Origin of the sequence: Brevibacillus brevis, assembly GCF_900637055.1 — a bacterium.
Classification (GTDB): Bacteria; Bacillota; Bacilli; order Brevibacillales; family Brevibacillaceae; genus Brevibacillus; species Brevibacillus brevis.
This window is the reverse complement of the sequence record NZ_LR134338.1, coordinates 1,905,178-1,918,142: the sequence shown is the minus strand read 5'-3', so window position 1 is coordinate 1,918,142 and position 12,965 is coordinate 1,905,178. Positions and strand designations below refer to the sequence as shown.

The 12,965-nt window shown below is 47.8% G+C and carries 12 protein-coding genes; 1 reads left to right on the top strand and 11 read right to left on the bottom strand.

All coding sequences use genetic code 11. From position 1 onward, the window contains the following. Positions 1–157 precede the first annotated feature (157 nt). The 7 genes from EL268_RS09855 to EL268_RS33670 all read right to left on the bottom strand — a co-directional run bounded on the left by EL268_RS09855 (position 158) and on the right by EL268_RS33670 (position 6,179). Positions 158–2,161, bottom strand: a complete 2,004-nt coding sequence (locus tag EL268_RS09855) for an NADPH-dependent 2,4-dienoyl-CoA reductase (RefSeq protein ID WP_106653780.1) — start codon at positions 2,159–2,161, stop codon at positions 158–160. 147 nt (positions 2,162–2,308) lie between these two features. Then, positions 2,309–2,779 (bottom strand): hypothetical protein, encoded by a 471-nt coding sequence (locus EL268_RS09850; protein ID WP_106653739.1) that lies wholly within the window; start codon positions 2,777–2,779, stop codon positions 2,309–2,311. A gap of 75 nt (positions 2,780–2,854) precedes the next feature. Beyond that, positions 2,855–3,169, bottom strand: a complete 315-nt coding sequence (locus EL268_RS09845; RefSeq protein WP_007717017.1) for a hypothetical protein — start codon at positions 3,167–3,169, stop codon at positions 2,855–2,857. Between the two features lie 177 nt (positions 3,170–3,346). Continuing rightward, the gene (locus EL268_RS09840) at positions 3,347–4,807 is read right to left on the bottom strand and encodes an LCP family protein (protein WP_106653740.1); all 1,461 of its coding nucleotides are present in this window, start codon (positions 4,805–4,807) and stop codon (positions 3,347–3,349) included. 230 nt (positions 4,808–5,037) lie between these two features. After that, on the bottom strand, positions 5,038–5,175 hold the full coding sequence (locus EL268_RS32715; RefSeq protein ID WP_007717021.1) for a hypothetical protein: 138 nt from the start codon (positions 5,173–5,175) through the stop codon (positions 5,038–5,040). Positions 5,176–5,232: 57 nt separating this feature from the next. Continuing rightward, positions 5,233–5,925 (bottom strand): PfkB family carbohydrate kinase, encoded by a 693-nt coding sequence (locus EL268_RS09835; protein WP_269149399.1) that lies wholly within the window; start codon positions 5,923–5,925, stop codon positions 5,233–5,235. Positions 5,926–5,963: 38 nt separating this feature from the next. Next, on the bottom strand, positions 5,964–6,179 hold the full coding sequence (locus tag EL268_RS33670) for a PfkB family carbohydrate kinase (RefSeq protein ID WP_269149398.1): 216 nt from the start codon (positions 6,177–6,179) through the stop codon (positions 5,964–5,966). Between the two features lie 228 nt (positions 6,180–6,407). Here EL268_RS33670 and EL268_RS09830 point away from each other — a divergent pair, with 228 nt between their 5' ends. Then, the gene (locus tag EL268_RS09830; protein ID WP_106653741.1) at positions 6,408–7,625 is read left to right on the top strand and encodes an MFS transporter; all 1,218 of its coding nucleotides are present in this window, start codon (positions 6,408–6,410) and stop codon (positions 7,623–7,625) included. Between the two features lie 76 nt (positions 7,626–7,701). Here the strand turns inward: EL268_RS09830 and EL268_RS09825 are convergent, their stop codons facing one another. The 4 genes from EL268_RS09825 to EL268_RS09810 form a co-directional block, all read right to left on the bottom strand. Next, positions 7,702–9,771, bottom strand: a complete 2,070-nt coding sequence (locus EL268_RS09825; RefSeq protein WP_106653742.1) for a YecA family protein — start codon at positions 9,769–9,771, stop codon at positions 7,702–7,704. 81 nt (positions 9,772–9,852) lie between these two features. Then, positions 9,853–10,128 carry a hypothetical protein gene (locus tag EL268_RS09820; protein ID WP_106653743.1) on the bottom strand — a complete coding sequence of 92 codons (276 nt, stop codon included), beginning with the start codon at positions 10,126–10,128 and terminating at the stop codon, positions 9,853–9,855. Then, entirely contained in the window at positions 10,125–11,120 is a 996-nt protein-coding gene (locus EL268_RS09815; protein ID WP_106653744.1) for a hypothetical protein, read from the bottom strand. Before EL268_RS09815 ends, EL268_RS09820 begins: the two co-directional genes overlap by 4 nt. A 166-nt stretch (positions 11,121–11,286) precedes the next feature. Further along, entirely contained in the window at positions 11,287–12,849 is a 1,563-nt protein-coding gene (locus EL268_RS09810; RefSeq protein ID WP_106653745.1) for a YcdB/YcdC domain-containing protein, read from the bottom strand. Positions 12,850–12,965 lie beyond the last annotated feature (116 nt).

The following is a 12,965-nucleotide window of genomic DNA, read 5'->3' as shown; positions in this document are numbered from 1 at the left end:
GAGCCCCCAATCAAATGAATTTGAACAGTATAACTTCATTTTGCAAAAATTAGCGGAGGTTGAAAAGCGATTCGACAAAACTTCTAAAAAGACGACATACTTTTCTTAATCATATCCGATCACCACTGTTTTCGAAATAGAAAATCTTCTCAGCGCCTTAAATCGCTCTTCCTACGGTCGCCCCCTCCAAAATGGCCCGCTTGGCATCGAGCTCTCCCGCTTCTTTCGCCCCGCCTATAAGGTGTACAGGCAGCCGATCAAGCAATGCATGGTATAGCGAATTGTTGGAGGTCGCTCCAGCCGCCACAATGACCGTATCAGCAGGTATCATGCGTTCTTCGCCATTCTGAATAAAATATACACCCTCTTCTGCAATCCGGCTGTATTCAATTTGTGTCAGCATCTCTACGCCACGTCGCTTCAGGTTGGCGAGAACTGCCCAGCGCGTCGTTTTGCCCAAGCCCGATCCGACATGCTTCCCACGCCGCAGCATGCTGATTTTCCGTTTTCGCTGTTGCAGTTGCTGTACAGCTCTTCCATCCAGAATCCGGTACTCCTGCAAGTATTCCGCTGCCTTCGGTGAGATCGTTTCGTCGTGCATCAGCAAATGGGACAAATCACACGCGATTCCTCCCGCGCCCACGATGACCACTTGTCTACCGACCTTGGCGCGCTTTTCAAATACCGCATCATATCCCTTCACATGTCCGAGCTCTACACCTGGAATCTCAGGACGCCGCGGAATGACTCCCGTTGCCACCACAACTTCTGCAAAGCCTTCTTCGATCAGGGCCTCTGGCTCTGCCAGAGTTCCCAGCCTGATTTCGACACCAAGACGCACAAGCTCTGTCCGATAATAGCGAAGCGTTTCATTAAATTCCTCTTTACCCGGCACCTGTCTGGCGTAGTTTAATTGTCCACCGATCTGTTTTTTGGCCTCCATGATGACCACCTGATGCCCTCGTTCTGCCAGCACGCGAGCTGCCTCCAAGCCGGCTGGCCCCGCACCGATTACAGCTACCTTCTTGCGGTTTTCCGCCGGAACCAACTGCCACTCTGCTTCTCTGCCCACGAGAGGATTGACCAGACAGGAGGCTACCTTCCCATCAAAAATATGGTCGAGACAGGCTTGATTGCAAGCAATACATGTGTTTACTTCATCAAAGCGTCCTTCTTTACTTTTTCGAACGATATACGGGTCCGCTAAAAATGGACGGGCCATCGAAACCATATCACTGCATTCTTCATACAAAATCTTTTCAGCCTGGCGCACGTCGTTGATTCGATTGCTGGCGATAACCGGGATGTTCACGACCTGCTTGACTTGCTGGGCCACCCATACATACGCTCCACGCGGCACCATCATGCCAATCGTCGGTACTTGTGATTCATGCCAGCCAATACCGATATTGAGAGCATCAACCCCTGCCTCCTCCAGCATTTTGGCAAATTGCAATGTCTCATCCATCGTCGTACTATCTGGCATCAAGTCCAATCCCGACATACGGTAGATAATCGGATAATCCGTTCCCACTGCTTGGCGAACACGCTTAGCCACCTCGATACCAAAGCGGGCTCTGCGTAAAAAGTCCCCACCCCACTCATCTTCTCGCTTATTGGTTACAGGGGACAAAAATTGATTGATCAAATATCCTTCCGAACCCATAATTTCTACGGCATCAAAGCCAGCTTTTTTTGCGCGTACGGCACCATCAGCAAAGCATTGAATCGTTGCTTCGATTTCCTCTGCATGCAACTCTCGCGGCTTCCAACGGTTAATCGGCGCCTGCAATGGTGATGGTGCTACCGGGTCTAATCCTGTTGCTTCTTTGTACGCATAACGCCCGGCATGGAACAGCTGCAACGCAATTCTCCCATTGGCTTGATGAACCTCTTTCGTGATCAGGCGCAATTTCTCGATATCCTCATCTTGATATACATTGCAATACTCGTCGCCCATACCGCCTTCCGGATGTACGGCAGCCCCTCCTGTCACGATCAGACCTGCCTCTCCATTTGCACGCTCTGCATAAAAGGTAGCAAGCCGAGCAACACCATTCTGAAGCTTTTCAAATCCAACGTGCATGGACCCCATCATAATTCGATTTGGCAACGTCATCGAGCCAATTTGAATTGGTTCCCATACTTTTGAAAGTTCCACGATAAATGCCCTCCCAACGAGTGAATGCTCATTCATTTTTATTACCTATACGATTCTCTCTCTCCTCCTCATATTCCTCCTTCTTCACCTTTCATACAAAAAGCTCAGGACATTACTCCTGAGCTTTCCTTATGTACAGCCTATTTTTTATGTGCCGAGTTTGACGAGCATCCCCAAATCAGCGGAAAATCTTGCGATGGTTTCCGCAAATGCCATTTCCTCAGCTTCTGTTCGCGGCATCTGCACGACAAAGTGATAATCCAGCATAATATTCGCTTCTGCCTGTTTGCCAGGCTCCACAAAGCGGCGCTTTTCTGTCAGCGAGCACTCAGCAACTAAGCTTTTTGCTTGCGTCCATAATTGTTGAATCTCCTCATCTTGCAAGCTATAAGGATAGTCAATTTCTACCTCAATTTCACAGCTGTCCTCTTCCGCAAGCGAAAACAGATGGATGGTAGCCGTTGGTTGCTTCTCGTCCTCTGCCTCGGAAAACGTGATCAGAACCTCTTGCCCTTCCGATTCTTCCAACAAAGAATGATCAGAGCGCAAGACGATATCCGAAATCATTCCATGCGTATGTAACTGTTGATTTAGTTTTTCCACCATAAATTGTAGCACGTACTTCTTTCCTCCTGTTTCACGATATCCTCTCGTAGCAGTATAGCACGAGTTGTACAGATGCGAAAAACCCCTTCACGAGGAAGGGGTCGGTGTATTGTTCATATTTTTTTGATTCATGAATTCTGACAGCCACGCACGACGTACTTCTTTGTTTGGACAGTAACCTAAAATGTAGCTTTCTCCGCGCATATATTTTTCCTTAATCCACTCTTTATGCTTGCGGAAAAAGGCATGCTGGAAATCGATCGGCATCTGCTGATATTCTTCCAGTGCTGAAGGGTTCTGGAGGAAAAAATCTTCGTCGTACACAAACTCTTCGTTTTGTTGGCGGCTGATCAGGTACACAAAAGCAATCACCAGGAACAGGTTCACCAAAAAAATCGTCATAGAAATCCCTCCAGTCAGTAATAATTATCTGATTAATCTGTCTTATCAGCATATTATTATTGTACCACGAAATTGGTGTTTTCTAAACCTTTTCCATAAACGAATTTTTAAAAATTTATGATGAATCGACAAATAAAAAACACCCGCTCAAATGATGAACGGGTGTTTTCGTACTCGTTAGGAGTTCGTGCTCGGACCATCTGTAGGTGGACCAGCATCCTGACTGGACGGCGGGATGATATCCGGCGGTGGGGTAGAGTTGTTGCCGTTATTACCTGCTGGTACATTCCCAGGAGATTGTATTGCATCAGTCGCAGGCGTCTGTACTCCCTGACCTTGATCTGTCGACTGGCCTTGCCCTTCTGGGCTTACGACATCAGGTGGCGGCATTGCGCCTTCATTTGCCGTACCATCTTGATTGTCTGTTGGATTCGTCGGCTCTTGTTCTTTCGGAGCCTCCGTTTTTTGTTTCGCTGGCGTTGACGCAGCTGATTCTGTCGTTTTCTTCTTGACGCTCTTCTTGTTGCTTGTCGCAACCGCTTCACCAGAACCGAGTATCGGCGAATTGTTGAGCGACGCTACGACGCTCCCACTCAATCCCATCTCTGATTGCAAGGAATCGCGAACAGACTCGAGCTTTTCTTTTTCGAGATACGTATATCCTCCTTGCCAATATGCCCCATTATCCAATGCGGTGACCGTAGAGGAATTAAATCCTTTGAAATCGTAGGCCAAGCCTTTGATCTGATCCTTGGAAAGATCGGTATGTATATTCTTTGCGCCTACGTCCATGACATTAAATATCTTCGTCAAACCTTCAAGAGAACCCACCTTGCCCACGACAGCCTTGATGACCTCTTGTTGACGACGGTTGCGGTCGAAGTCACTGGAGTAGTACTTCGTTCCACGGTTGTCATGACGATGTCGTACATAACCAAGTGCCTGCTCGCCATTCAATGTTTGAAGTCCTGGCTGGAGATTGATGTGTGTATCGTCAGTTGGATCATCGTATACCAGTCTGCGATCCACATTGACTTCCACACCACCTAATTCGTCAATGACCGCTTTGAAACCATCGAAATCAATGGCTACAAAATGCTCAATCGGAATACCCAGTATTTCATTCAGCGTTTTCTTCGTTAAGGAAATCCCATCTTCAGTAACCGTCTGGTTGTTCCGCTCTGCTTGCCTGCGTTCTGCTTCGCCATTGGCATAGACAGAATTGATCTTATGGTAGTCGCGATAGCCTGGGATCTTGACGCGTGTGTCCCGTGGAATCGATACCATGGTAACTTTCTTCGTCTTTGGGTTGGCAACTGCCACGATCATTACGTCTGTGTTCATCGAACCTGTTTCAGGACGGGTATCAGAACCAAGCAATACGAACGACATTGGCTTATCCGAATAGTAAACAGGATCGACATTTTGGGATACTGGCGAAGTAAACCCGCTGTTTACAGGGCTCGTTACTTCGGTCAGAGTGTCTTCAATTTTCCAATAAATTGCTCCAGCCACACCGCCAACCAGTAGCAAGGTGATCAATGTGAAGGATACCACGAGTTTACGTATTTTTCGATTACGGCTCGGCTGTTTCTTTCGAGAAGCTGAAGCGCGTGTTTTCACAACAGTATCTGGCATATGAATCAGTCTCCTTGTTCGCGCACGCTTTTTGACAAAGTAAAGGGAGGCACGATTTTGAATTGTGCCACTCGACAATATGCACCACTATTTTCTTCAGTTGGCAATACTCTGATTCAGGTATTGTATCATATCGTTGTCTGCATTTGTAGAAAAATGTTCCTTTAAACGAAAAGTCCCCCATCTTTTTGTCGATTAGGGAGACTTTAGTTGCACATATAATTTTCGGCTTATTGCAAGCCGCGTGGTGCCTGACTAAACCCTTGTACAGGACCTTCAGGACGCTTGTTTTTGGAGCGGTGTGAATCTCCGCCCTGCCGAACATGGCTCTCTTGTTTTCCGTTCACATCATTCGATTTCTTTTCCATGACATACACTCCTCCTCTGTACCAACTAACGGGTAGTGTACGTCAAGCTATGTATTTTCATTCTCGGTCGAGGATCTGTCTTTCTTTTGCGGCATAGTAATCTTTTCGTGCCAAAAGGACATCGATATCGTATCGTCCATTTCCCTTTGTCCTCATCTCGGCCAGAGCAACGCCGAAAGCTGCTTGTTCTGCAAGGGACAACGCTTTGTTTTGCGCATAAATGATACCCGCGGCAAACGCGTCTCCCGCGGACTCTCGAATCGGCATAGTCGGTGCAGCAAGCCATTTTTCCTCATGTGCGGTGCACAGCCACAATCCTGCTTCCCCACAAATGACCATGACCTGATGAATACCTTCTGCCACCAATTTTTTCGCGCATACTTCCACATCATTATAGGAATGAAGCGATTGGCCACCTAACACTTCCAGTTCATCAATGCTTGCAACAAGTATATGAACGCCTTCAAGCAACCCTTTCCATTTTTCTGCTTTTTTCACAGAAACAGGGTCTACGATGATCTTTTTGTCGAGTCTTCTGGCTTCCGCCAAAAATGCCCGCATGACCTCAACGGGAAGATTGGCATCCAGAAACAAGCCTGCGGCCTGAGGCAAGCGCTTGAGACCTTGCTGGACAATCTCCGCTGGCCACTCTTCATTTAATTCCATATCTGCAACAGCCGTGTACAATTCACCATCACGATCACGAATAGCCAAGTAGCGCCCAGTCGATTTCCCTGCGATTCGCAACATGCCATGGGTTGCCACTCCACTATTTGCTGTGACCTGTCTTAGCCATCTGCATCTTCTCCCACCAGAGCAAACAGCTGCACTTCTTCTCCTAGCCATCCCAGATTTTCCGCCACGTTTCGAGCTACGCCGCCTGCTGCTTGATGCACTTCACCTGGATTACTTGTTCCAGGCAACAGTCTGGCAGAAGTGACTCCCTGCACGTCAACATTGGCTCCTCCCACGCATAGCCAGTATTCTGTTATACCTTCCAGCATTCCAGCATTCCCCCTAGCCTTCTGCTCATGGTCTAGTCCATTGTGCTTCTCTCTTTTTTCGACAGCATCTCCCCATTTACCTACTATTTTAAAAACTTCCTGACAGATCAAATTCTTTATTTCCGATCATCATATTCCTTTCATACATGGATGACGTCCTGTAGAATCCATGCTACATTGAAAAAAATAAAAAGTAAGTTACCTAAGAAAGGTTGGGGATGGACTGACATGAGTGCCTCATCGACACCCATTCACTCTACACCGGCAGGGACTGCGGCACCGACTGTCTATCGCATGCTGTTTGCCATTAGCATTGCGCATCTGTTAAACGACAGCTTGCAAGCGGTCATCCCTGCATTGCTTCCAATTGTAGAGAAGAATCTGGCATTAACATTTACACAAGTCGGAATGATTTTACTCGTCATGAATCTTACTTCATCTGTTTTACAACCATTCGTCGGTTACTTCTCCGATCGCAAATCGATCCCTATATTGCCACCACTGGCTTTGATCGTATCGGGATTGGGGATGCTGGCTCTCGCTTTCTCTGGCAATTACTATTTCGTTCTCGCAGCAGTCGCCTGTGTTGGAATTGGCTCAGCCATCTTCCACCCTGAAGCCTCACGCTTCGCCCACTTGGCATCCGGTCCTCGCAGGGGGCTGGGACAATCCATTTTTCAAGTAGGTGGAAATGCTGGGCAAGCACTCGCTCCCTTGATGACCATCCTGGTCTTTGCGAACCTGGGCCAGACAGGCGCTGCCTGGTTTCTGCTGCCCGCGCTATTGGCCAGTGGCATCTTGCTCTATGTTGCTCTCTGGTATCGTGGGGAACAGCGTTTGAAAAAGGCGACTGCCGCACCTGTTACGTATACGAATCGGAACAAGCGGCTGATAGCCCTCGGCCTCCTGATTGTCATCGTCAGTGTGCGTTCCTGGATGAATGCTGGCTACCAAAGCTTTTACCAGTTTTATTTGATGTATGTGAAAGATATGGATTACGCCAATGCACAGCTCGTCATTTTTGGTTTTCTTTTCGCAGGAGCGATTGGGACATTTTTTGGCGGACCGCTGTCTGACCGATTCGGAAAAAGGAACTTGCTCATTATTTCCACACTCGGTTCACTTCCACTAACATTGCTGACGCCTTACGTCTCAGGCTTTTGGGCCTTTCCATTGCTGGTAATCAGCGGCTTTATCATGCTTTCCAGCTTCTCCGTCACGGTCGTATATGCGCAGGAGCTATTGCCTGGCAAAATTGGGACCGTATCCGGGCTGATTATCGGTCTTGCCTTTGGAATGGGAGGCATGGGCGCTCTCGTATTCGGCTATCTCGCGGATCTCTACAGTCTGAGCTTTGTCATTCTGTTATGTTCGTTCCTCCCGTTGATCGGGTTTATGGGCTTTTTGCTGCCGAAAGACAAGACACTCCGCGAATGGGCTCACTAACCTATACCAAAGAAAAGCCAAAATCAAAAAACCCGAGGACGCGAATCCTCGGGTTTTTATTTATGCTATAGGGGATCTAGACCAATACACCTGTTGGTGCACCTAGCACTTGGGCAATGACTGGTGGATACACTTCAGGCGTACCAAACAGTCTCCAAGTACCATCCTCACCTTGACCGAACAAGCCATGGATCATCCAATCTGCTGTAAGCATAGCACCCAATTCAGCGCCAATAGACAGCTTGATTGTCTCGCCATTCGCACGTTTTGCCGTACAACCAGATGAAGTGATCTCTTGCACGAGCATGGATTCTTCCGTGATATCTTTGATCACCATCGGGTTGTTGTAAAGATTTTGAGTCGCTTCTTTTTCCAGCACACCGCGCAAGCGATAGGATTCCGGCAATGTTTCCTTCAACTCGGCGAACAATGGCTGCATGACAGGATAAAGCGCGTATGGTCCTTGCTTATCCAGCCACTTGAAGAACGCCGTCAAAACAGACATCAGATTTGTTGCCAACGTTTTGGTCGTTGCGTCCGTACGCGTGAAAATGTCGTGAACGAGGAAGTATACCAGGTCCTCTCTGCGCAACTGCTCCCATGTGAAAGATGGACCAAACGCTCCTCTGACGAATGAACGGAAGTTGTTCATAACCTCATCGTACTTTTTGACCGTTGCTTCCGACTTGCCCTCGGTCATCTCTTGCACGAAGCGATTGATGTCCGCAAGTCTGTCAGGATGTACGGTGTACACACTCTCAGGCAATCCCTCGATCAACGGACGGCGCAGCAGGTTATGCACATGCAGGCTGTCATTTGACAACGAGAGGCGAGGACGAAGCATGTCCATTCGGATAAAGCGAGCCAAGCCCTGTCCAATTTTATGATCCTGTTCCATTTGCTCCATCAGCTTGTGGAGTTTTTCATGCAGTACCTCGTTTTCTGCAGCTGCAACCAAGAGCGGAGCCAAATCATCGAGCTGTTCATGGGAAGTAACCAGCCATTTTTCAGCAAAATAGGTTTGGACTGCCCACTGCAACACTTTTGGTGGCAAAGTAGGCTGACTCGTGATAAACAGAGTTCCTTTGGACAAACGAGAGCCCGTTGAAGTAAGAACGCGAATCTCCTCTTCGTTCTCAAATGCAAGCAGCAGCAAAAGCTCTGAGACTTCGTCCAACTGCGGTGCATATCCTTCCAGAATCAGGCTGTCATCCTGCAAAATCACTTCTGCCTGTACTTCGTATAGCTCCAGCAAGGCATCCTTTAAATTCGGGAACAAATGCTCTTCCTTGCGCGTCGCATATACCCATGTCTCACGAGCAGCATCCCTTTTTTTCAGCTCAAATGCAGGGTTCGACTCGATTACTTTCAGCAGCTGTTTACGATCTGGCATAGAATAGGTACGACGCAGAAGCGATTCTTGCTTCGGTGCTTCCGACTCGCTTGCCGCTTCACCAAATTGAACGATGAAGTGATACAGCTCTGTCGTATAGCTTCTCTTGCTCGTATCTGCCTTCGCAGCTTCTACTTCTGGATGCTGGTTTAACCACTCGAGCAGGCTTTCCTTGACATGTGGCTGCAAAATGATGCTGCCAGAGAAGAGCATATCACGCAGACCTAGATTCAGCAGGCGCCCTACGATCAATTGTCCAGGGACAACATTCAACGTATTGGCACGAAGCAGATAGTGTTTTTCTTCCGAAATCGGTTGTTGAACCGTGATGACATCACGATCCACTTCCACGATTTCATAAACATTCAGGTGCAATCCAGCAAACGCACGGCGAAGATCAGGCTCCATCCGACGTCCATGCTGTTTGATATAATTCTCAAGCAGCGTGCTTCCACCTGTTTTGACGTCCAATACACACCAGTTGAAGAAATGGGCTGCCCATTCAGGACGTGCGACACTCTCTTGGGTCAAGCCTACTTCTTCAGCAAAACGGTTCCGCGCTTCTTGAATCGTCTCGCTGGTTACATTTGCGCCGACAAAATGGTTCAGTCTTTCAACCCAGCCAGCGTATTCTTTTTGCAACTTTTGCTCGTGGCGGCTACGCAGCTCCGTAATGGGAGTGACAACCCCACAGCATTTTTTGTATTTTTTTCCGCTCCCACAAGGGCACAGTTCGTTTCTTCCTACCGACATAGAGGGTTTGGATCTCCTTTCCATCCCACGCGGCATGCGCGGGGAATCATGCACAATCCCCCTATTTTACCGCATTATTCGTCATGTGTTCAAGTGTTCTCGCTTTGATTCATGTGCGATACCCACATCCGTGTTGTTTCTTTCCCATTGGACAATAAATTGTTCCAGTCGATTCATCAACCTGACGATGCGCTGCTTCTCGCCCATGCATGCTGAAATAGCAGAGAGCTGGTTCGTGGCAAAAAGCTCCACCACTTCCTTCTCCATGTCTTGAAGGCGAATCCGATAGCCCGCGATAACCTCGCGCAGGATGGCAAATCTCTGCTCTAACCGGATCGTAGCCTCAAGTTTACTCATTGTTGTTCACTGGTCGCCAGTACCTGTTGAATGCCAAGTACGATCTGCTCATGCTTATGTTTCTCTTTCATCAGCACTTCTATAGCTTGCATATTGCTTTGTTGAAAATGAGCGACAACTTCTTGGGACATTTCTTGGTTTCTAGTCTCCAAGCGGTTGATGGCTTCTTGCATCAGTTTTTGTACTTCCTCGAGAACTTGCTGGTTGGTAATGGTAGACATAGTAGCTTCCTCCTTGGTAAATAGTAGTTCTTGTTGTTCTTCCACCTGGTGTAAGGGATTCGCTGGTTCTTCCAATGCAATTTCTTCTGAGACGGACTCGCTGTTTCCTATCGATACAGAAGGGGCAGCAACAGCAACCTCGAGGGCCGCCTGCTCTTCCTTGGAATCTTCGCTACGAGCAATGATGTACATGGTATCACCGTCAATGCGGAAGCGGTCATCTTGCGCAGGGAGAAAAGCAGCATCTGCAGCAATCCCTACTTCCTGCTCCAGAAAATGGACTAATGTTCGAGCAGCTACCTGCGTAATGCCATTATCGCGGCAAAACGCATACACTTGGTCATTGCCCAAACTCCACTCTGCCAAAAACCATCTGCTGTCGCCTTGATATTGCACAAAGCGAGGATCGCGTTCCAATTGCAGCATACGAAGAATCTGATTCCAGCCAAACTGCGTTTGACGACGCAGCTCTGCGACAATTTGCTCAAGCTTTTTGGGTGTTTGGCTATCGCGCAAATAGCGATGAGCCAAGTCGTACACTTGATGCGGCTGGTGAGTGATCTCTACGATCGCCTCTGAGCTTCCAACGCGCACTGGAGACTGCTCCATGTTCAACACTTTATCCAGTATCGTCTTGCAGTCCAGATCCAAAAAAGCATTCAGCTCATTCGCTTCCATCCGGGAGCAGATCTCCGTACGTGGAAGGGAGCGCTCACCGGGCCGGAATACCTTTTTTACAATACTTGGTAGGGTATAAGTTGGCCGTTTCATTGCACTTTCTCCTTCTCGTGATCGGCATTGTTTGCCAAATCAAATGGGAATCAAGAAGATATTCTACAAAAAGAAAAAAAATCCTACCTACCTTGAAGTGTTTATGAATTCCGATAATGATGAAAAGGAAAACCCGACATGGCTTCTACACCATATCGGGTATCGGTTATTGGATAGCTTTCCATTCCAGCCAGGTTTCTTCCACTGCACCCGTAGCAGCATCGATCTGCAGAGACTTGGCATCGGCTGTCGGTAAATAGGCCAGCTGCGGCAGTTGCGCTGAATGCGTACCTGCCTTCGGATACCAGTATGCCAAGCGCAGATTTGCTTCTTTGACATAGGCATCCTTTGCTTTCTCATTCTTGACAATACCGTCTTTACTGATGGTAGCAGGCATGGACGGCAGGTCATTTACTTGAGCAAGGACTACATTGCCCTTCTTTGCGTCCACTTCCAAGTAGAACAGTGGTCTCTTGGTAGGGATACCGTCAATCTCAGGATGAAAAGCAAAGCTACTGATCGGCCGCACGAGATTTTGATCCGCCCAGCCCGGCAGATTTTCCACAAGACTCGTCTCCTTTACGGAGAATGATTGTTCTTTGGACGATAAGTATTTCTCCACAAATTGTACGGCGATGTCTTTTGCCTCATCATGCGTGAGCGGCTTCTCAAGCTCCTTTTCTACGGGACCGTCCAGCTTGAATTCAATGGGTGATTTTGTTTTACGGTCGAGTGTAATCCACGCGCTTTGATACGAGCTCGCATTCCATTCATGGCGATCGATGTCACTGTTTTTATACTTTTTGTCTTCTTTTACATTTTTGTACGTGCGTTGATTCAGCTTCAGGCCAAATTCCTTCGCCAGCATCTGCTCCATTTTTTTCGTATCTCGCCAGACGCCCATGTCGGCCGTTCCTTTGATTTTCATCGTCTCACTCGTTGTTTTATACACAGACGGAACTTCTTCACCAGACAGTGCATCTATCGTTGGCAATTGGTCAGGCACGTAAACGAGCTTGCCCGCTGACTCATCGTAGACCAATTCCAAGGATACCTTGTCTTGCCACTTCTTCATTGCCTTTTCAAGCGGTACAGCCTTGCTTGGGTCCGTTACCTCTGCTTCGGTAGGAAGCTTTACCTTTTCTTGCTGAAAATGGACAACCTGCCCCTTTGCGTCAACCATGACCCGCGCTGTCTCTTTGTCCACCCACGTATTGTTCAACTGTGGGTAGACACTGACAACTGCCAGATGATCCAGCTCTGACGCACGATCGACAGAAAGCATCGCTTGCGGGGAAATAACATGGTCAACCGCTATGTAATTTCGAATAAAATCGACAGCCTTTTGATAGGCTTCCTTTTTATTGATTTTGGTTGTTTTGTCCCGATTCACATCATGCAGGACAAATCTGGTCATATCTCCCTCTGCATTTGTGGAGATCGTGAGCGTCGTATTTGTGGTAATGACACTCTTTCGATCCGAGAGATTAATGACATACCCCGATTTGCTTGTCCCTCCGTATGAGTCCACATGAAGGCCTTTCATGAGAGGCACATAGTCCTCTTTCAATTCTGTCAACAAGTGGACGATGTCTTCTGGCAACTGAATGGGTTCCAGGCTCGATTTGCCATCATACGCATAGGAAGACAACGGATGCAGAAGTGCCACTGGTGTCGTGACCATGCTGACTGCCAACACAAACATGGCAGCTCTGTTTCGCTTTTTCACATGAATACCTCCTAAGTACAAGACATTACTGTTAAGACGAGCTTCTCGCAAAAACGTTTCTGATTTATCTAAAAAAAGCCAACTGCCTCGTTTTGCTTAGCAGTTGGCTTTTTGTT

Coding starts and splice junctions, on each gene's coding strand:
- EL268_RS09845 (WP_007717017.1), bottom strand. CDS start 3,169: ATGACGATTTTTTTGGTGAACCTGTTCCTGGTGATTGCTTTTGTGTAC.
- EL268_RS09840 (WP_106653740.1), bottom strand. CDS start 4,807: ATGCCAGATACTGTTGTGAAAACACGCGCTTCAGCTTCTCGAAAGAAA.
- EL268_RS32715 (WP_007717021.1), bottom strand. CDS start 5,175: ATGGAAAAGAAATCGAATGATGTGAACGGAAAACAAGAGAGCCATGTT.
- EL268_RS09835 (WP_269149399.1), bottom strand. CDS start 5,925: ATGTTGCGAATCGCAGGGAAATCGACTGGGCGCTACTTGGCTATTCGT.
- EL268_RS33670 (WP_269149398.1), bottom strand. CDS start 6,179: ATGCTGGAAGGTATAACAGAATACTGGCTATGCGTGGGAGGAGCCAAT.
- EL268_RS09830 (WP_106653741.1), top strand. CDS start 6,408: ATGAGTGCCTCATCGACACCCATTCACTCTACACCGGCAGGGACTGCG.
- EL268_RS09825 (WP_106653742.1), bottom strand. CDS start 9,771: ATGTCGGTAGGAAGAAACGAACTGTGCCCTTGTGGGAGCGGAAAAAAA.
- EL268_RS09820 (WP_106653743.1), bottom strand. CDS start 10,128: ATGAGTAAACTTGAGGCTACGATCCGGTTAGAGCAGAGATTTGCCATC.
- EL268_RS09815 (WP_106653744.1), bottom strand. CDS start 11,120: ATGAAACGGCCAACTTATACCCTACCAAGTATTGTAAAAAAGGTATTC.